Here is a 17,163-nt window from a genome sequence, read left to right as displayed (position 1 = left end):
GTCAGATCACTTCCTTGAAGATCTCGTCGAGCGTGGGCACGACCGGGGTGAACGAACGGACCTCGCCGCGGTCCAGCGCCGCCCGCAGGACCTGCTGGGGTTCCGCCTCGAAGACCGCGCGGGGTCCGTCGAGCTCGAGGATCCGGGCGCCGGGCACGTCGCGCACCCAGCCCGCGTCCTCCGCGACGACGATCTCGTAGCGGCTGCCCGCGTGCCGGGCGCGCAGGTCCTCCCGCGACCCGTTGGCGACGATCCGTCCCTTTGAGATGATCACGACGTCGTCGCAGAGCCGTTCCACGATCGCCAGCTGGTGGCTCGAGAACAACACCGGGACGCCGGCGGCGGCGCGCTTGCGCAGCACGTCCAGCACGGTCTCGACGGCGATCGGGTCGAGGCCGGAGAACGGCTCGTCGAGGATCAGCACGGCCGGGTCGTGCACCAGCGCGGCCGCGATCTGCACGCGCTGCTGGTTGCCGAGCGACAACTCCTCCAGGCGGTCGTTCGCCCGGCCGGTCAGCTCCAGCTCGTCGAGGAGCGCGTCGGTGTTGCGCTGCGCCGTCTCGCGGTCGACCCCGTGCAACCGCGCGAGCCAGGTGATCTGGTCACGCACCTTCATCTTCGGGTAGAGGCCGCGTTCCTCCGGCATGTAACCGAAGTCGGGCCTGCTCTGCGCGTCGAGCTCCTGGCCGTTCCAGCTCACCGATCCCCCGTGCGCGGCGAGCACCCCCAGCACGATGCGCATCGTGGTCGTCTTGCCCGACCCGTTGGCGCCCAGGAAGCCCGTCATCCGGCCCGGCCGGACGTCGAAGCTCACCTCGTCCAGCACCTTGTGATCGCCGAAGCTCCGGCTGATCCCCCTGACAGTCAACATGGGAGGAACGGTAATTCGCCCGGTTCAAGATCGCGTCCGCCGCGCGGCATCATCCTCGCGGAGGACCCCTTCCGGGCTAACGTGCCCGCATGACGACCTTCCGGCTGGCCGCCTACGCGGTGAGCATCTCGAACGACCGGGTGTTGCTGGTGCGGGCTTCCTCACCGTTCGGCGAAGGCCATTGGCTGCTGCCCGGCGGTGCCGTCGAGCACGGCGAGGACCCGATCGACGCCGTGGTCAGGGAAGTCGCCGAGGAGACGGGCTGCACGGGCGTGGTCGAACAGCTGCTCGGTGTCGACTCGCGGGTCGTTCCAGCGGAGGAACGGCACATGCCGGAGAAGGGTGTTCACCAGAACATCGGCGTCTTCTACCAGGTGCGGATCACCGGTGAGCCGCGGCCGGAACCGAACGGCGCGACCGCCGATCCTGTGTGGACACCGCTCGCGGACGTTCCCTCGTTGCGCCGGGCGGCTCTGGTCGACGTCGGTCTGGCGCTGGCGTCGGGGAAGCCGCCGACCGGGCATGTCGCTGCGGTCCCGGTCGGCGGCCTGGTCATTCACTAGTGCCGCGTCAGCCGGCCTTTGCCCCGTCTTCGGTGTTCAGACGGTCGCATCGTGGTGCCGGCCCCGCGTCCCTGTACTGGTTGTACCGGGGCGCGGGGCCGGTGCCGCGAGGCGGCCCGCTGAGCGCCGAAGACGCGGCGAAGGCTGGCTGACGCGGCACTAACGGGCGCTCGCCGCGACTCCCAGCCGATGGCCGCCGGTGTAGACGTTCATCGAGGTGCCGCGCAGGAACCCGACCAGCGTCACGCCCATCTCCTCGGCGAGGTCGGCGGCCAGCGACGACGGCGCGGACACCGCGGTGAGCACGGGGATTCCGGCCATGACGGCCTTCTGCACGAGTTCGAACGACGCCCTGCCGCTGACCATCAGCACGGTGCTGGTGAGCGGCAGGCGTCCGTTGCGGGTGGCCCAGCCGACGACCTTGTCCACCGCGTTGTGCCGTCCGACGTCCTCCCTGAGGCACAGCAGGTTGCCGTTCTCGTCGAACAACCCGGCCGCGTGCAGCCCGCCGGTGCGGTCGAAGACCCGTTGCGCGGCACGGAGTTTCGTCGGGAACTCGGTGATCATCTTCGGGTCGAGACGGATCGGGTCGTTCGCCACCTGCCAGGTCGCGACGGTGCGCACCGCGTCGAGGCTCGCCTTGCCGCACAGGCCGCACGACGAGGTGGTGTAGAAGTTGCGCTCGATGCTCGGGTCCGGCGGCGCGACACCCTCGCCGAGCCCGACGTCGAGGACGTTGTAGGTGTTGCTGCCGTCGGCCGTCGCGCCCGCGCAGTAGCGGATCGCCGCGATGTCGGACGGCGCCCGCACCACGCCCTCGCTGACCAGGAAGCCCGCCGCCAGGTCGAAGTCGTCACCCGGCGTGCGCATGGTCACGGCGAGGGACTTGCCCCGCACGCGGATCTCCAGCGGTTCCTCGACCGCCAGCGTGTCCGGTCGCGCGGTGGCCGCGTCGTCCACCAGCCGCACCACGCGCCGCCTGCTCGTCACCCGTCCCATGGCCTGCCTCCCTGCAGATCGCGACGCACTCGTCGAGCAAGCGCCGCAACACCTCGTCCCCGGACAACGCCCTGACCGCCTTGGCCACCACCCAGTTGCGCGGCCACCACTTCGGCGCGACGATCCCGGCCCTTCTCGTGCAGTGCGCGACCAGTCGCCGGCCGGACGCCTCCCGCGTCCCGATCACCCTGGTGGCGAACGGGAGGAGCTTGCGCCGACCCTCCTCAGTGGACTGGTCGTTGACGCACCGCGCCACGCACGCCAGCACCGGGTGCACGCATTCGGGCCGGTCCGACCACACCTCACCGGCGAGCACCGACGTGAGTTCCATCAGGCAGCACCCGTCGGCGGGCGTCTGGTGCCAGCCCCTGGCGAGCCGAGGCACCCGGCTCACAGCCGCGGCCTTCCCGGCTGCGACAGGTGTTTGCTCAGCACCGCGCCCGCGAGCCCCAGCACACCGGCCGCTGTGAACGCGAACATCGGCCCCTGCGAAGCGAGCACGACAGCGGCGATCAACGCCCCCGCGGCCTTCGCCGTGTAGAGCACGCCGAAGTTCTGCGCGCCGTTGGTCTCGCCGAAGTACTCCCGGCTGACCCCCACCAGCAACGAGTAGCAGCACCCGGTGCCCAGCCCCGCGAGCGTGGCACCGATGATCAGCCCCGCGACGTTCTGCGAGTACAGCAACACGAACTGCGCCAACCCACCCGTCGCCAACGTCCAGACGAGCGCCTTGCGCCGCCCGATCCGTTCGGAGATCCACCCGACCAGCACCCGCCCGGTCCCGGTGGCCGCAGCGAGCGTCGCCAACGCGACCACCCCGAGCGTCCGATCCCCCACGAACAAGGGCAGGTAAACCAGGTCGTACAACGACACCGCCGCCGCGAACGCCACCCCGCCGTACAGCCACCAGAACGTGCCGCACCGCATGGCCTCGTGCGTCCGGAACTCCCTGAGCGCACTGCGATTCGGCACCCGCGCCCGATCCAGCGCCCACTCGCGCGGCGCGATGTGCGGCGGCCACCAGTGCTCCGGCGGATCCTTCATCACCGCCCCCGCAGCCACCATGACGACAGCGATGACAATCCCGGCCTGCATCAGGAATCCACCGCCGAAGTAAGCCCCGGCAGCCAGCACGAACGGCACCGACCCGTACGCGAACGCACCGCTGACGAACGCCACCTTCCGGGTCACCTTCTCCGGATACCACCGCACGACGGTGCTCAGGCAGGTCGCGTACACCAGCCCGGCCCCCACCCCGCCGAGGATCGAGTACCCGACGAGCTGCCCCTGCCCGAGCGTCACCAGCCCAGCGCCGCACAACACCGCGCCGATCCACATGGCACCCGTGGACGTGAGCCGCTTCTGCTCTCTGAGCCACGCCACCGGAAACGCCGTGCCCGCCTGGCACACCGTCCAGAGAGCCAAGGCCCAGAACAGCTCCGGCACGCTCCACCGGTCCTGCAACTGCGGGATCAGCGCCCCGAACCCGTACTGCCCGACGCCGGCCGCCAACATGGCCGCCCAAGCGGCCCACAGCACAGTGCGGCGCGAGCGCCCCGACACCTCGACGTCGGTCTCCCCCACCCGGTAGAGCCTGCCGACGTGATCACGGACATAAGTCGCGACTGGCATGCCCTTCACCCCGTCCCGAGGATTGCATACAGTATCCGGTAGGCTATACCACGGGAGCCCTGATGAACATGCCCTGGAAGCTCGCCCGCCAGACAGCCCGCGACGCGGCGAAGCCGTTGGACGCGGTCGAACTGCCTCTACCCGACTCTCTGGGCCTGGCCCTGGCGTCGGCGGTGCGAGCGCTGACAAGCCAGCCGACCTGCGACACCTCGGCGATGGACGGCTACGCCGAGCGCGGTGCGGGACCTTGGACGGTGGTGGGCCGGGTGGCCGCCGGCGAGCAGATACCGCGCACGTTCTCACGGCCTGGTGACACAACACCCGTTCTGCAGCCTGGCGAGGCGTTCGGCGTGGCGACCGGAGCTCTGGTGCCGCCTGGCACGGAGTCCGTCGTCCCGGTGGAGCACTGCGTCCTCGACGGCACCACCCTGCACCACTCCTCCATCCAGCCGCCTGGCAAACACATCCGCCGCCGAGGCGAGGACTGGTCCGCGGGCGACGAGCTGATCCCGGCCGGCTCCCTCATCACCCCCGCCGTCCTGGGCCTCGCCTCCGCCGCCGGCCACGACACCATCCTGGCCCACCGCCGCCCGAGGGTCGCCGTGATCGTCACCGGCGACGAACTCCTGCACAGCGGCCCACCCACCCCGGGCCGGGTCCGCGACGCCATCGGCCCGATGCTCCCCGGCCTGCTCACCAGAGCCGACCTCCTGGGCACCACCTACCTGCGCGACGACCCCACGGCCCTGGCGGACGCCCTCACCCACGACGGCGCCGACGTCCTGGTCACCTGCGGTGCCACCTCCAAGGGCCCGGCCGACCACCTCCGCAGCGTGCTCCAGGACCTGGGAGCTGAGATCCTGGTCAGCGGAGTCGCCTGCCGCCCCGGCCACCCGATGCTGCTGGCGACCCTCCCGGACGGCAGGTGCGTGGTAGGCCTGCCGGGCAACCCGTTCGCCGCCTACGCCGCCGTGCTCACGTTGCTGCACCCGCTGCTGGACACCCTCGGCGGCCACGCACCCAAACCGGAAATCACCGCGCACCTCAACGATGTGAGCGCTCACCCGAACGACACGCGACTGATCCCCGTCACCAGAACCGGCAACACAGCACACCCCGTCGGACACGACCGGCCAGGTTCGTTGTGGGGTGCGGCGCTGGCGGACGCGCTCGCGGTCGTGCCGCCCGGCCACGAGGGCGGCGAGGCCGAGCTCATTTCCGGGAACGCCAGCTGACCTTCGACGACCCCGCCTCCGGTGCGTCCTTCACGACCGTGCGCACCGGCAGGCCGAGGAAGTCACCGAACCGCGTCACGTGCGCGGCGAGCCGGTCCACGTCGAAGCCGGGCAACGGGCGGAGTTCGACGTCGACGGAGGTCTTCTTCATGACGCGCCGCCACAGCCCGGCGATCTGGCCGTCCTCGATGATCGTCGCGTAGAACATGCCGTTGTACGTGGAGATCGGGATCTCGTCGTACCGGCCGAAGAAGGCGGCGCGGTCCTTGTAGCCGATCACCAGCTCGTCGTAGGCGGGCAGCAGGTACGCGCCCGCGCCCGGCGTGAGGTCGGCGGGCAGCCAGTACTCCTTGCCGTCGAACGCCTCGCAGACCAGCGACGACTTCACCGCGTCCAGGCCGCGGGACGCCTCGCGGACGCCGATGCCGCACCAGTTCGCGAAGTCCGCGAGGGTCGCCGGGCCGTGGCTGCCGAAGAAACGACCGGCCAGCACGGCGAGTGCCTCGTCGCCTTCGAGCGAACGCTGAGCAGGCGCCCACTCGTCGAGCAGCACGAACGTCTGTTCCTTGCCGCGCGGCGGGCCCGGGACGACCAGGCCCTCCTGGGCGAGGTGGATGAACGTGAAGTAGCTCTGCTGCCGGTCGTCCGGGATGCCGACGCCCGCCATCAGGTCGATCATCTCGCGCCGCGTGAGGCAGCCGCCGCCGGTCAGCGCCTCGACGAACGTCTTGCGCGCCAACGACATCAGCTCGGGCGTCATGTGGTGGTACGCCCACGCCTTGGGCGTCAGCCGCGCGAGATCGCGCGCACCGAACAGCCCGAGCATCCACCGGACGTCCTCGGCCAGGACGTAGTGGATCGTGCCGCGCATCAGCCACGTGCGCACGACGCGTCCGGACTGCAACGCCTCCTCGACGTCAGCCAGCCGACCCGCCTCGGTGCGCAGGCCGATCGCCCACAGCGACTGGCCGTAGTCCTGGCCCTGCATCGCGCCGAGCGAGCGCACGACGTCCTCCGCCGACTGGAGCCGCCCGATGTTGCCGAGGCGCAGCGCCGCGATGTCCATCAGGCCAGTCTGGCCGACCGCGCTCCAGTCCCGCTCAAGCGGGCCAGCAGCCGGTGTAGCCCTCCGCGAGGAACTTCGAGCCCGCCTCCGACCCGGTCACGGAACCCAGCTCGCCGAGTTGCCGTCGCACGTCGAAGTCCGTCGCCTCTGGCAACGCGTGCAACATCGTCGTCATCCAGTACGAGAAGTGCTGCGCCTTCCACACCCTGGCCAGCGCCCGCGGCCCGTACTCGTCGAGCGCGTCCCGGTCGTTCTTGAGCAACGCGCGTTCGATCACCTCGCTGAGCACGCTCACATCGGCGAGCGCCAGGTTCAGGCCCTTCGCCCCGGTCGGCGGCACGGTGTGCGCGGCGTCCCCGGCGAGCAGCAGGTTCCCGTACCGCATGGGTTCCGCGACGAACGACCGGAACCGCAGCACGGTCCGTTCGGTGATCGGGCCCTCCTTGAGCGTGAACCCGTCCGGCCCCGCGACCCGAGCCTGGAGCTCCTCCCAGATCCGGTCGTCGGACCACGCCGCCGCGTCGGTCTCCGGGTCGCACTGGAAGTACATCCGCTGGTGCGTCTCCGTGCGCTGGCTGATCAACGCGAACCCGCGCGGCGAGTGCGCGTACACCAGCTCCTCGGCACTGCGCGGCGCCTGCGTGATGATGCCGAACCAGGCGAACGGGTACTCGCGGAAGCTGAACGTGCGCAACGCCTCCGGCACCTGGTCGCGGCAGACCGATCGCGACCCGTCCGCCCCCACGAGCAGATCGCACCGGACTTCCTGAGCCACGCCATCGCTGTCCACGAACCGAATCGCGGGCGCGCCAACGTCCACAGTGGTGTCCCGGACACCGAACCGCACGTCGCCGCCGTCGCGCTCGCGGGCGTTCGCGAGGTCGACGAACACGTCGGTCTGCGGGTACAACCACACCGACTCGCCCACCAGCGCCCGGAAGTCGATCCGGTGGCTCTCGCCGCCGAACCGCAGGTCGATCCCCTCGTGCGGATGCCCGTCCCGCAACACGCGGTCCGACACCCCGGTGTCCACCAGCAACCGCGCGCTGTCCGCCTCCAGGATGCCCGCCCGGACCGTGTTCTCGATCTCCAGGCGCGTTCTGTTGTCGATAACAACGCTGTCGATCCCGTTGAGCGACAACAAATGCGACAACATCAGCCCCGCCGGGCCGGCCCCGACGATCCCGACCTGAGTGCGCGTCGTCATGACAGCTCCTCCCGCAACACCTGCCGCGCCACGGAGAACGCGTGATTGGCCGCGGGAACCCCGCAGTAGACCGCGCTCTGCAGGATCACCTCGGCGATCTCGTCCTCGCTCAACCCGTTCCGCACGGCCGCCGCGACGTGCAGCTTCAACTCGTCCCAGTGCCCGTGCGCGATCAACGCCGTCAACGTGATCGCACTCCGCATCCGCCGGTCCAGGCCGGGCCGCGTCCACACCTCGCCCCAGGCGTACTTCGTGATGAACTCCTGGAAGTCCTGCGTGAACGCGTCCGGCGCACCGGCCCGATCGACGTGCGCGTCGCCGAGCACCTCCCGCCGAACCTTCATGCCGTCGTCGTAGGACACCGCATCTCCTCCAGCAACACCCGCGCCACCAGTTCCGGAGCCTCCGCGGGCGGCAGGTGCCCGCATCCGGCCAGCACCAGGTCGGCACCGTCCAACGGCACCACCACGTCGTGCTCCCCCATCAGCACCCGCACCGGCGTCACCGCGGCGCCGGCCTCGAACCCCGCCAACGCCTCACAAGCGCGTGCGTAGGACTCGTCGTCCACCTCGACAAGAGCCCGCAACAACCCACCGGCGACGTCAGGTGAGCGTTCGACAAACCCCGGCGCGAACCACCGCTGCGCCGACCCGCTCACCATCACCGCCGTGCCGGCCCGCCGCACCACCGCGGCCCGGTCCCACCACATCTGGGGAGTCCCGATGCGCCGCGCCGCGCCGATGGTCACCACACCGTCGAACGGCCCCTGGTCACGCGAGGCCAACTCGAAGCCGACCGCACCACCGAACGACACCCCGGCGTACCCGGTGGGTCGTCCGTTTGCCAGCGCAACGGTGCGAGCGCTCACCTCGTCCGCGAGGTCCGCCACCGTGAACGCTTCGCCGACCGGTTTCCCGTGGCCGTGGCCAGGCAGGTCCCACCCGATCACCTCGACCTCCGGACCGAGCACCTGCGCGCACGCCCGCCACAACTGGTCCACAGAGGTGCCCAGCGACGGACCGACCACGAGCAGCCGCTCGGAGCTCTCCGTCCCGGCGAGCCTCGTCAGGCTGAGTTCCACGCGTGCCACCTCTTCACCACGTCGTCCACGAACGTCTCAGCCATGCCCAGATAGGCCGCCGGTTCCGTGCCGCCACCGCGTTCCGCCAGCAACTCCCCGGCGGCCGCAGAGGCCCGGCGCGCCATCACGTCCGCGTGCACTTCCAGCCCTTCCACCAGTTCGGCGGCCTGCGACGACGCCACCACCGCCAACTCCAGCAACGCCCGCAACGCAGGCCACTCCGCGTGCCACGCGCCGTCCGGCCGCTCGTCCACCGCCCGCGCCGCGCACAGGTGCAGCTGCGCCCCGAGCCCGGGAGCCTGCAGAGCCGCGCTGTTGATCAGCACCGACAGCACGGGGTTGCGCTTCTGCGGCATGGTCGACGACCCGCCGCGCCCGGCCACGAAGCCCTCGCGCAGCTCGCCGATCTCCGGCCGCCCCAACGTCAGCACGTCCGCCGCCAGCACCCCGAGCCCGTCGCAGACCCGAACCAGCGCATCGCCGAGGCGCGTGACCGGCGCCCGGTAGGTGTGCCAGGGCATTCCGGGCCAGGCCAGCCCCAGGTTCGCCGCAAACGCCTCCGCAGCACCGGGATCCGCAACGCGCGACAACGTCCCGGCAGCGCCTCCGCACTGCACGGGCAGGGTGCGCGCGACAATCGCCAGCTCGTCCAGGGAGTCCAGCACGGCGACCAGCCAGCGCGCGGCCTTGAGCCCGAACGTGATCGGCACAGCGAACTGCGTCAACGTCCGCCCCGCCATGACGCTCGACCGGTGCTCCGCCGCCAGCTCGGCCAGAGCCTCCGCCACCCGCCCCAGATCGGCCGACACGCGCTCCAAGGCCGTGCGCGCCAACAACATGAAGGCCGAGTCGAGGACGTCCTGACTGGTGAGTCCGGTGTGGACGGGATTGGACACCTTCGCCCGCAATGCCGACACCAACGGCAGCACCGGGTTGCCCGCCGCCTCGACCTCCACGGGGTCCAGCGACGGAACCCAGTCACCCAAAGACAACGAGGACCCGAGCACCCGCGCCCAAGCGACCTCAACGTCGAGCATCGCCCGCACGAGAGCGGCGTCGTCGAAGAGGCCGGAAGCGCGCTGAGAACCAGGAAGCATGATCACGTCCGCGGATACTTGAAGAACGTCGTCTCGGACGGCCCCTGCAGGTGGATGTCGAACCTCAGCCGCCCGTCCGGTTCGCGCACCGCGACCAGCCCGTCGACGACGTCTGCGGCGCCCGGTAGGTAGATGCGCGTGAACAACCGGTCGAGCAGGCCGCGAGCGAACACCGTCACCGCGAAGAACGGCAGGCCGGGCTCCACGGTGCTGAACCAGTAGTGGCCCGCGCCGTCGGTGCAGGACCGGCCCCACCCGGTGAATCCGGCACCGCGCCGCCGCAACGACCCGCCGACGCGCGGTACAACCCCGGCCGCGTCGGACTGGCGGATCTCGATCATCGCGTCCGGCACGACGGCGCCCGCGCCGTCGAACACGTAGCCGTGCAGCACCACGGAACCGGCCGAGCCGAACGGCACCAGCTCCGAGTCTCCGGGGAACGCCAGGGCGTGGTGGAAGAACGGGCCCACGGTCTGGCCGGGAGTCGAGTCAGTCATCGGACGGCTCCAGGTAGGTCGCGTGGCTGCCGGTCAGCACGATGTCCCAGCGGTAGCCGAGCAACCACTCGTGCTCGGACTGCGCGTGGTCGTAGGACGCGATCAACCGCGCCAACGCGGCGGGGTCGGTGATCGACTGGGCGATCGGGTCCAGGGCCAGCAGCTGGTCGCCGGGGAAGTACATCTGCGTGATCAGCCGTTGCGTGAAATCCGTACCGAACAAGGAAAAGTGAACGTGCGCAGGGCGCCAGGCGTTGTGGTGGTTGCGCCACGGGTAGGGGCCCGGCTTGATCGTGGTGAACGAGTACCAGCCGTCGTCGTCGGTCAGGCAGCGACCGACGCCGGTGAAGTTCGGGTCGAGCGGCGCGGGGTGCTGGTCGCCCTGGTGCGAGTAGCGGCCGGCGGCGTTGGCCTGCCAGATCTCCACGAGCTGGCGGCGCACCGGACGGCCGTCGCCGTCGAGCACGCGGCCGTGCACCCGCATCCGCTCGCCGATCGGCTCGCCACCGCGCTGGATCGTCAGATCGGACTCGACGGCGTCCACGTCGGAGTGGCCGAAGACCGGCGCGAGCAGCTCGGCGCCTTCCGGATCGACGTGCCGCGGCTCCTTGGTGGGGTGACGCAGGAGCGTGCTGCGGTACGGCGCGAAGTCCAGCAGCGGCGCACCTTCCGGTGAGTCGGCCTGGATCTTCGCGATCTCGTCGCTGATCTCGTGCTGGCTGGCTGTCACGTGATCGAACGCTAGGCAAACCACCCCGTCCGAGTCGATGCCGCTTTCCAGTGAACGGAAAGGACGGCGTTCACTTGACGACCGGGAGACGACCGCTCATATTGGAGATGTGCCCAGGGCAAGTGTGCGAGAGCAGATCGTCGACGCCGCGTTCGAGCAGTTCCACCGGCACGGCTACAACGCGTGCGGGGTCAAGCTGATCACCGACAGCGCCGGCGTGCCGAAAGGCTCGTTCTACAACCACTTCGAGAGCAAGGAAGCACTCGCTCTCGTGATCATGGACCGGTACGGCGAGACCCGGCACCTCGACCTGCTCCGCACCCAGAAGACCGCGCCGCTCGCCAAACTCCGCCACCACTTCGAGGCGCTGGCGAAGGACGTCGTCGACGTCGGCTACGAACGCGGCTGCGTCTTCGGCAACTTCAGCACCGAGGCCGCCGACCACATCCCCGCCATCCGCGACGGCGTCAAGGTCGCCTTCGACCACTGGGCAGAGGCGATCGCGGCGACCCTCCGCGAGGCCCAGGAGGACAGGTCACTGGCGAGCACCCAGGACGCGGGCACGCTGGCCAGGTTCCTGCTGAACGCCTGGGAAGGCGCCATCGTCGGCGAACGCGCCGCGAAGGACGGGGCGTCGTTCACCGCCTTCTTCACGATCGCGTTCGAGACCGTCCTGCGCTGAGACAGCCCGGCCCCCACCCACCGAGCACCCGAATATGACCGATCGTCTCGACCCCTCTTGACGCAATCTAAGACGACCGGTCATATTGAACTCATGAGCGACATCAACCCGAAGTTCCAGACCATCGACGGCCTGTCCGTCCGCTACGCCGTGAGCGCTATCACCACACCGACCGCGCTGCTGCTCAGCCCGTGGCCCGAGAGCCTCTACGCCTACGACGCGACCTGGGCGAAGCTCGCCGAGCACGCCGGCCTGATCGCGGTCGACCTGCCCGGCTTCGGGCACTCCGAACTGCGCGAGGACCTGTTGTCCCCCAGCAGGATGGGCGAGTTCCTCCTCAAGATCGCCGACGCCTTCGACCTCGAGAAGCCGCACCTCGTAGGCCCCGACATCGGCACCAGCGCGTCCCTGTTCGCCGCCGCGAAGGCACCGGAACGCTTCCGCAGCATCGTGATCGGCAGCGGCGGCGCGACGTCACCGACGGATCTCGGTTCCCCGCTGCACGAGTGGGTCCACGACGAGGACCTCGCGCCGTACCGGGAACTGGGGCCGAAGGACGTGGTGAACGTTGCCATGGACGCCATCGAGGGTTACGAACTGCCGGAAGTGGTGCGCCAGGACTACCTCGCCGCCTACGAGGGTCAGCGGTTCGTCGAGCAGATGGCGTACGTGCGCGCCTACCCCGCCGAACTGCGGGAACTGAGCGCGCTGCTGCCCACCATCACCACACCCGTCCAGCTGATCAACGGCAGGCGCGACGCCGTCGTCCCGGTCTCCAACGCCGAGTTCCTGCACGGCGAACTGCCCAACAGCAGGCTGGACGTCGTCGACGCCGGGCACTTCGTCTGGGAGGAGAACGCCGACGAGTACGCCAGGATCGTCACGACCTGGTGGCAGCAGCACTAGCCAGCGATGATCACTACCCCACGGTGCAGGCGGCACCGTTCACGCTGAACGCGGTGGGTGGCGAGGTCGGACCGGTCGCGGCCCCGTTGAACCCGAAGGTCACCGAGCCGTCCTTCACGATCAACGCGTTGTACGCCGCGTTGGCAACGCTCACATCGGCGCCGGACTGCGACACCGTGCCGTTCCACAGCTGCGACACGGTCTCGCCGCCGTCGTAGCGCCACTTCACCGTCCAGCCCTCCACCAGCGCGCCGCTGACGTTGCGGATGGTCACCTCGGCCTGGAAGGCGCCGGCCCAGTGGCTGGTGATCCGGTAGACCACGACGCACGGCGAGGCGGGCGGCGGCGCGACGGCCGTCGACGAGGGCGGCTGCGCGGCCGAGGAGGGACAGTCGCCCTGGGCCCACAGACCGAGTTTCGCCTGGGAAGCCTTGGTTTCCGCCTCGACCAGCGGGCCACCGTCCACCCCGGAGGTGCGCAGGATGCCGTACTGCACGGCCAGCAACGCGTAGTCGGTGCCGTCGGCCAGCGCCAGCGAGATCTCGCCCGGGGTGATGCTGCTCACCCGGACTTCCTTGTCCAGCAACGTCTTCGTGGCGAAGTCGGTGGCCGCGGCCGCCGCGCACGAGGTCGGTTCGGCCAGCCGGGAGATGCGGGCACGGGTGCCGTCGGCCAGTTCGACCGTCCGGCCGTCCACAACGGTCCGCACCTTTGTGGACGGCTCCTTGTCCACCGAAGGTGAAGATCGCGGTGCGGGGAAGGGCCTGCCGTCCTGCGGGGCCGTGCACGCGGCCACGAGCAAGGTCAACAGCACCACAAAGTGCTTCCGTGCTGCCATTGGACAAATCTATCGGCGGAGGCTGCGTCCGCAATCGGCTGTTCGGCGTTGATCAACTCGGGCGTTCAGAGTCGTCAGGGCTTCGAGCCGCGCGGAACGGCACGGTGTGTGCGAGCGTGGGCTGGCCACAGTTGCGCGGATGGTTCCCTGCCGTTCATCAGCTCGTGGTGATCAACAGAAAGGATCGCAGACGTACCTCGTTCCCTGCCGATGGAGGTCTGAAGTGCAATCCCTGCAACCACGTCGCTTCTTCGCGGCGCTCGCCGTCGTCGCGTCCGTGCTCGGCCTGACCACGGTCGTCGCGCCCGCCGCCGACGCCGCCGTCTACAACTCGTGCACGCAGTCGCGGTGCGCCGCCGCCCGCGACGTCAACACCCAGTGGAGCCAGCGCGGTTACCCGAGCACCCGCGGCTGGGTGAGCGGCTGGCCGAACGGCCAGTGCAACTACGCCGGTGGCGTGCACCAGAACCGCGAGGGCCAGCTCCCGGCCGGACACCGCTACCTGGAGTTCGACGTCTACCCGCGGGCCTGCGGCGCGTCCCGGGACGCGTACCGGATCATCGTCGACCGCACGGCCGGCACGGTCTACTTCTCCCCGGACCACTACGCGAACTTCTACCGCCTCTAGATTCACCGGGCGCTGCGGTCGAGCCACGACCGCAGCGCCCACCAGGTGTGCAGGGTCGCCAGCACGTGTGAACGTTCGACAACCGGGTTCTCGCCCAGATCGGCACCGGTCAGCTCCACCAGCCGGTCGAGCCGGTACCGCACGGTGTTCGCGTGGATGTGCAACGCCGAGGCCGTCGCACTGAGCCGCCCGCCGTTGTCGAGGTAGCACAACGCCGTCACCACCATCTCGTGGTGGAACGTGCTCTTCGGGTCCAACTGCCCCAGCAACGACTCCGCCAGCGTCTCCGCGAGCCCCGGGAACGCAGCGAGAGCGGTCTCACCGGCGAGATCGGTCAGCAACTGCACGCCCAGCGCACCCCCTGCGGCGGCCAACGCCTGCGTGCACAACGAATACGTTCCGCGCAACGACTTCAGCGCGGTCGCGGGCGACACCACGAGAAGATCGTCCGACCACGACGGCAGCACGTGCGTGAGCCCGGCCAGCCGCCCCTCGACCAGCCCGTACACGCCGCCGAACACGTGCAGCCGTTGTTCCAGCGTCCGCGCGTGGCTCGGATCGGTCACCCCGGACACCACGCAGTGATAACGCCCTTCCGGCCGCAGCCCGGCCCGCGTGAGTTCCGAGGCGTCCGGGAACTCGCCGGACACCAGCAACCGCCGCAGCACCTGGGCGTGCAGATCCCGGGCCGTGCGCGCGAGTTGCAGCTCAGCCGTGTGATAGCCGCTGATGATGTGCCGTTCCACCGCGCCGACGTAGTGGTCCAGGTTGATCATGAAGTCCAGGATCGTGCCGTCGTCGACTCCCAGCGACCGCGCGAGCTCGACGGCCGCCCTGATCAACTCCGTGCGCCCGGCGTGCACCCCGCGCAGCAACCCCGCTATCGACACGCCCTGAGCGGCGCGATCGGCCCCCAGCGCCAGCGCGGCCGAGAAGTCGCCGTCGTCCGGCGTGCCGCCGCGTTCGAGGTGAGCGATCCCCTCCGTGAGCAGGAAGGCGATGTGCCGCCGGTTCTCCTCGGCGGGCAGCCGGGCGACCTCCGGCGAGTTGCCGCGGGCCGCGTCGACGACCCGTTCGACCACCTTGTCGTCGGCGGCGACGGCTTCGAGCACCTGGCGGACCATCGCGGACATACCCGGCACAGCGCCTCGCAAACCCCACGTTGTGTGACGGCCACAACACAGCCGTCGCCGTTTGGTGGCGGGACCCTATCCCCCGCTCTCCGGTTACTGGTTAGTTGCTTTACGCGAGAGTAATTCGCGTTGGCACCACCCTTCAACGAGGAAGGCCCTGGGATGTCAGACCGGAACATCAGCCGCCGCAACCTCCTTGCCGCGAGCGGCGCGATCGGCGCCATCGCCGCGAGCGGGACGCTCGGGCAGGCCGTCGCCGGGGCGGCGCCGAGAGTGGACGCCGACGTGATCGTCATCGGCCACGGTCTCGCCGGTCTCGTCGCGACCTCCGAACTGGCCGCCGCGGGCCGCAAGGTCCTGCTGCTCGACCAGGAACCCGAGGCGAGCCTCGGCGGGCAGGCGTTCTGGTCGCTCGGCGGCCTCTTCTTCGTGAACTCGCAGGAACAACGGACCGCGGGCATCAAGGACTCGCTGGACCTGGCGCGGGCCGACTGGTTCAACACCGCCGGGTTCGACCGCGGTGTGAACGATCCCCTCGGCGAGGACTACTGGGCCGCGAAGTGGGCCGAGGCCTACCTGAACTTCGCCGCCGGCGAGAAGCGCGACTGGCTCTACGGTCTCGGCGTGCGCTGGGTTCCGATCGTGGGCTGGGCCGAGCGCGGCGGGCAGCTCGCCGACGGCCCTGGCAACTCGGTGCCGCGCTTCCACATGACGCTCGGCACCGGCCCCGGCGTGATGGAGCCGTTCGAGAAGAAGGTGCGCGACGCTGTTCGCGATAACAAGGTCACGTTCAAGTTCCGACACCAGGTCGACGGCCTGATCACGTCGAACGGCGCCGTCACCGGCGTGCGCGGCAGCCTGCTCGAAGCCAGCAGCGCGGCCCGCGGCACCCCCAGCTCTCGCAAGAAGGTCGGCGACTTCGAGCTGTACGCGCCGATGGTCGTCGTCACCTCCGGCGGCATCGGCGCGAACCACGACCTGGTGCGCCGCAACTGGCCCGCACGCCTCGGCCCCGCACCGCAGCGCCTGGTCACCGGCGTCCCCGCGCACGTCGACGGGCGGATGTTGGCGATCACAGAGCTCGCTGGTGGCCGGCTCGTGAACCGCGACCGCATGTGGCACTACACCGAAGGCATGATCAACCACACGCCGATCTGGCCCGACCACGGCATCCGCGTGCTGGCGGCACCGTCGTCGCTGTGGCTCGACGCCCGCGGCAAGCGCTTTCCCAACCCGGGCATCCCGTCGCTGGACACGCTCGGCACGCTGGAGCTGATCGGCAAGTCCGGTTACGACTACTCGTGGTTCGTGCTCAACAAGAAGATCATCGACAAGGAGTTCGTGCTCTCCGGCTCCGAGCAGAACCCGGAGATCACCGCCAAGAACCTCATCGCCTACCTCGCGATGCGGCTGCTGAACAGCACGCCGCCGCCGGTGAAGGCGTTCATGGACAAGGGCGTCGACTTCGTCATCAAGAACAACCTCCCGGACCTCGTCGCCGGGATGAACGCTCTCACCGGCCAGAACCTGATCAACCTCGACGACCTGCGCCGCCAGATCACCATCCGCGACCAGCAGGTCGACAACCCGTTCTCCAAGGACGTCCAGGTCATGGGCATCCGGAACTCGCTGGCCTACAGCGGCGACAGCCTCGCCCGCACCGCAGGGCTGCACAAGCTCCTCGACGCGGGATCCGGCCCGTTGATCGCGATCAGGATGAACATCCTGACCCGCAAGACGCTGGGCGGCCTGCAGACCGACCTCACCGGCCGCGTGCTCGGGTCGAACGGCCAGCCGATCCGCGGCCTGTACGCAGCGGGCGAGGTGGCGGGCTTCGGTGGCGGCGGCGTGCACGGCTACCGCGCGTTGGAAGGCACGTTCCTCGGCGGCTGCCTGTTCTCCGGCCGCGCGGCCGGACGTGGCGCGGCCGCCGAAAGCGCCTAGCGGCCCACGTTCACGGGGTCTGCGGTCTCCCCTGTTGACCGCAGGCCCCGCACC

At 70.0% G+C, this 17,163-nt stretch carries 19 protein-coding genes; 6 read left to right on the top strand and 13 right to left on the bottom strand.

Going from position 1 to position 17,163, the window contains the following annotated elements; genetic code table 11:
- Position 1: 1 nt before the first annotated feature.
- On the bottom strand, positions 2 to 871 hold the full coding sequence (locus JNUCC0626_RS03170) for an ABC transporter ATP-binding protein (RefSeq protein ID WP_394618120.1): 870 nt from the start codon (positions 869 to 871) through the stop codon (positions 2 to 4).
- Positions 872 to 960: 89 nt separating this feature from the next.
- On the opposite strand from JNUCC0626_RS03170, the gene JNUCC0626_RS03165 reads away from it, so the two are divergent.
- Positions 961 to 1,434: an NUDIX hydrolase gene (locus JNUCC0626_RS03165; RefSeq protein ID WP_394618119.1), complete on the top strand. Its 474-nt coding sequence runs from the start codon at positions 961 to 963 to the stop codon at positions 1,432 to 1,434.
- A 159-nt stretch (positions 1,435 to 1,593) separates the two neighbouring features.
- On the opposite strand, the gene fdhD is transcribed toward JNUCC0626_RS03165, so the two are convergent.
- The 3 genes from fdhD to JNUCC0626_RS03150 are packed head-to-tail and all read right to left on the bottom strand — an operon-like array spanning position 1,594 to position 4,065.
- Positions 1,594 to 2,394, bottom strand: coding sequence for a formate dehydrogenase accessory sulfurtransferase FdhD (fdhD, locus tag JNUCC0626_RS03160; RefSeq protein WP_394621956.1), 801 nt, complete (start codon positions 2,392 to 2,394; stop codon positions 1,594 to 1,596).
- Positions 2,288 to 2,827, bottom strand: coding sequence for a hypothetical protein (locus tag JNUCC0626_RS03155; protein ID WP_394618118.1), 540 nt, complete (start codon positions 2,825 to 2,827; stop codon positions 2,288 to 2,290). The genes fdhD and JNUCC0626_RS03155 overlap by 107 nt, the downstream gene beginning before the upstream one ends.
- The gene (locus JNUCC0626_RS03150; protein ID WP_394618117.1) at positions 2,824 to 4,065 is read right to left on the bottom strand and encodes an MFS transporter; all 1,242 of its coding nucleotides are present in this window, start codon (positions 4,063 to 4,065) and stop codon (positions 2,824 to 2,826) included. Before JNUCC0626_RS03150 ends, JNUCC0626_RS03155 begins: the two co-directional genes overlap by 4 nt.
- Positions 4,066 to 4,127: 62 nt before the next feature.
- Here JNUCC0626_RS03150 and JNUCC0626_RS03145 point away from each other — a divergent pair, with 62 nt between their 5' ends.
- Positions 4,128 to 5,300, top strand: coding sequence for a molybdopterin molybdotransferase MoeA (locus JNUCC0626_RS03145; RefSeq protein ID WP_394618116.1), 1,173 nt, complete (start codon positions 4,128 to 4,130; stop codon positions 5,298 to 5,300).
- Here the strand turns inward: JNUCC0626_RS03145 and JNUCC0626_RS03140 are convergent.
- Genes JNUCC0626_RS03140 through pcaH form a run of 7 tightly spaced genes read right to left on the bottom strand, consistent with a single transcriptional unit; the run spans position 5,278 to position 10,978 of the window.
- Positions 5,278 to 6,366, bottom strand: a complete 1,089-nt coding sequence (locus JNUCC0626_RS03140; RefSeq protein ID WP_394618115.1) for a winged helix DNA-binding domain-containing protein — start codon at positions 6,364 to 6,366, stop codon at positions 5,278 to 5,280. The two genes, JNUCC0626_RS03145 and JNUCC0626_RS03140, sit on opposite strands and share 23 nt — an antisense overlap.
- Positions 6,367 to 6,400: 34 nt before the next feature.
- The gene (locus JNUCC0626_RS03135) at positions 6,401 to 7,573 is read right to left on the bottom strand and encodes a 4-hydroxybenzoate 3-monooxygenase (protein WP_394618114.1); all 1,173 of its coding nucleotides are present in this window, start codon (positions 7,571 to 7,573) and stop codon (positions 6,401 to 6,403) included.
- The gene (pcaC, locus tag JNUCC0626_RS03130; protein WP_394621955.1) at positions 7,570 to 7,917 is read right to left on the bottom strand and encodes a 4-carboxymuconolactone decarboxylase; all 348 of its coding nucleotides are present in this window, start codon (positions 7,915 to 7,917) and stop codon (positions 7,570 to 7,572) included. Before pcaC ends, JNUCC0626_RS03135 begins: the two co-directional genes overlap by 4 nt.
- Entirely contained in the window at positions 7,914 to 8,654 is a 741-nt protein-coding gene (locus tag JNUCC0626_RS03125) for an alpha/beta fold hydrolase (RefSeq protein WP_394618113.1), read from the bottom strand. The genes pcaC and JNUCC0626_RS03125 overlap by 4 nt, the downstream gene beginning before the upstream one ends.
- Positions 8,639 to 9,751, bottom strand: coding sequence for a lyase family protein (locus JNUCC0626_RS03120; RefSeq protein ID WP_394621954.1), 1,113 nt, complete (start codon positions 9,749 to 9,751; stop codon positions 8,639 to 8,641). The genes JNUCC0626_RS03125 and JNUCC0626_RS03120 overlap by 16 nt, the downstream gene beginning before the upstream one ends.
- 2 nt (positions 9,752 to 9,753) lie before the next feature.
- Positions 9,754 to 10,248, bottom strand: coding sequence for a protocatechuate 3,4-dioxygenase subunit alpha (locus JNUCC0626_RS03115; RefSeq protein WP_394618112.1), 495 nt, complete (start codon positions 10,246 to 10,248; stop codon positions 9,754 to 9,756).
- Positions 10,241 to 10,978, bottom strand: a complete 738-nt coding sequence (pcaH, locus tag JNUCC0626_RS03110; protein WP_394618111.1) for a protocatechuate 3,4-dioxygenase subunit beta — start codon at positions 10,976 to 10,978, stop codon at positions 10,241 to 10,243. Before pcaH ends, JNUCC0626_RS03115 begins: the two co-directional genes overlap by 8 nt.
- A 109-nt stretch (positions 10,979 to 11,087) precedes the next feature.
- On the opposite strand from pcaH, the gene JNUCC0626_RS03105 reads away from it, so the two are divergent.
- Together JNUCC0626_RS03105 and JNUCC0626_RS03100 are read left to right on the top strand one after the other, a co-directional pair.
- Entirely contained in the window at positions 11,088 to 11,660 is a 573-nt protein-coding gene (locus JNUCC0626_RS03105; protein WP_394618110.1) for a TetR/AcrR family transcriptional regulator, read from the top strand.
- Positions 11,661 to 11,753: 93 nt separating this feature from the next.
- The gene (locus tag JNUCC0626_RS03100) at positions 11,754 to 12,566 is read left to right on the top strand and encodes an alpha/beta fold hydrolase (RefSeq protein ID WP_394618109.1); all 813 of its coding nucleotides are present in this window, start codon (positions 11,754 to 11,756) and stop codon (positions 12,564 to 12,566) included.
- A gap of 13 nt (positions 12,567 to 12,579) precedes the next feature.
- On the opposite strand, the gene JNUCC0626_RS03095 is transcribed toward JNUCC0626_RS03100, so the two are convergent.
- A complete protein-coding gene (locus JNUCC0626_RS03095) occupies positions 12,580 to 13,404 on the bottom strand; it encodes a cellulose binding domain-containing protein (protein WP_394618108.1) in 825 nt (274 codons plus the stop codon).
- A 223-nt stretch (positions 13,405 to 13,627) separates the two neighbouring features.
- On the opposite strand from JNUCC0626_RS03095, the gene JNUCC0626_RS03090 reads away from it, so the two are divergent.
- Positions 13,628 to 14,032: a ribonuclease domain-containing protein gene (locus tag JNUCC0626_RS03090; protein WP_394618107.1), complete on the top strand. Its 405-nt coding sequence runs from the start codon at positions 13,628 to 13,630 to the stop codon at positions 14,030 to 14,032.
- 2 nt (positions 14,033 to 14,034) lie between these two features.
- Here JNUCC0626_RS03090 and JNUCC0626_RS03085 read toward each other — a convergent pair whose 3' ends face one another.
- Entirely contained in the window at positions 14,035 to 15,165 is a 1,131-nt protein-coding gene (locus JNUCC0626_RS03085) for a helix-turn-helix domain-containing protein (protein ID WP_394618106.1), read from the bottom strand.
- Positions 15,166 to 15,327: 162 nt separating this feature from the next.
- Between JNUCC0626_RS03085 and JNUCC0626_RS03080 the strand changes: the two genes are divergently transcribed.
- A complete protein-coding gene (locus tag JNUCC0626_RS03080; RefSeq protein WP_394618105.1) occupies positions 15,328 to 17,109 on the top strand; it encodes an FAD-binding dehydrogenase in 1,782 nt (593 codons plus the stop codon).
- The last annotated feature ends 54 nt before the right edge of the window (positions 17,110 to 17,163 follow it).

The organism is Lentzea sp. JNUCC 0626 (assembly GCF_043632865.1).
Taxonomy (GTDB): domain Bacteria; phylum Actinomycetota; class Actinomycetes; order Mycobacteriales; family Pseudonocardiaceae; genus Lentzea.
This window is presented reverse-complemented; position numbering and strand designations above follow the sequence as displayed.

Excerpts from the sequence above, each read along its gene's own strand:
- JNUCC0626_RS03170 (WP_394618120.1), bottom strand. The coding sequence starts at position 871 with ATGTTGACTGTCAGGGGGATCAGCCGGAGCTTCGGCGATCACAAGGTG.
- JNUCC0626_RS03165 (WP_394618119.1), top strand. The coding sequence starts at position 961 with ATGACGACCTTCCGGCTGGCCGCCTACGCGGTGAGCATCTCGAACGAC.
- JNUCC0626_RS03150 (WP_394618117.1), bottom strand. The coding sequence starts at position 4,065 with ATGCCAGTCGCGACTTATGTCCGTGATCACGTCGGCAGGCTCTACCGG.
- JNUCC0626_RS03145 (WP_394618116.1), top strand. The coding sequence starts at position 4,128 with ATGAACATGCCCTGGAAGCTCGCCCGCCAGACAGCCCGCGACGCGGCG.
- JNUCC0626_RS03140 (WP_394618115.1), bottom strand. The coding sequence starts at position 6,366 with ATGGACATCGCGGCGCTGCGCCTCGGCAACATCGGGCGGCTCCAGTCG.
- JNUCC0626_RS03135 (WP_394618114.1), bottom strand. The coding sequence starts at position 7,573 with ATGACGACGCGCACTCAGGTCGGGATCGTCGGGGCCGGCCCGGCGGGG.
- pcaC (WP_394621955.1), bottom strand. The coding sequence starts at position 7,917 with ATGAAGGTTCGGCGGGAGGTGCTCGGCGACGCGCACGTCGATCGGGCC.
- JNUCC0626_RS03120 (WP_394621954.1), bottom strand. The coding sequence starts at position 9,751 with ATGCTTCCTGGTTCTCAGCGCGCTTCCGGCCTCTTCGACGACGCCGCT.
- JNUCC0626_RS03115 (WP_394618112.1), bottom strand. The coding sequence starts at position 10,248 with ATGACTGACTCGACTCCCGGCCAGACCGTGGGCCCGTTCTTCCACCAC.
- JNUCC0626_RS03100 (WP_394618109.1), top strand. The coding sequence starts at position 11,754 with ATGAGCGACATCAACCCGAAGTTCCAGACCATCGACGGCCTGTCCGTC.
- JNUCC0626_RS03095 (WP_394618108.1), bottom strand. The coding sequence starts at position 13,404 with ATGGCAGCACGGAAGCACTTTGTGGTGCTGTTGACCTTGCTCGTGGCC.
- JNUCC0626_RS03085 (WP_394618106.1), bottom strand. The coding sequence starts at position 15,165 with ATGTCCGCGATGGTCCGCCAGGTGCTCGAAGCCGTCGCCGCCGACGAC.
- JNUCC0626_RS03080 (WP_394618105.1), top strand. The coding sequence starts at position 15,328 with ATGTCAGACCGGAACATCAGCCGCCGCAACCTCCTTGCCGCGAGCGGC.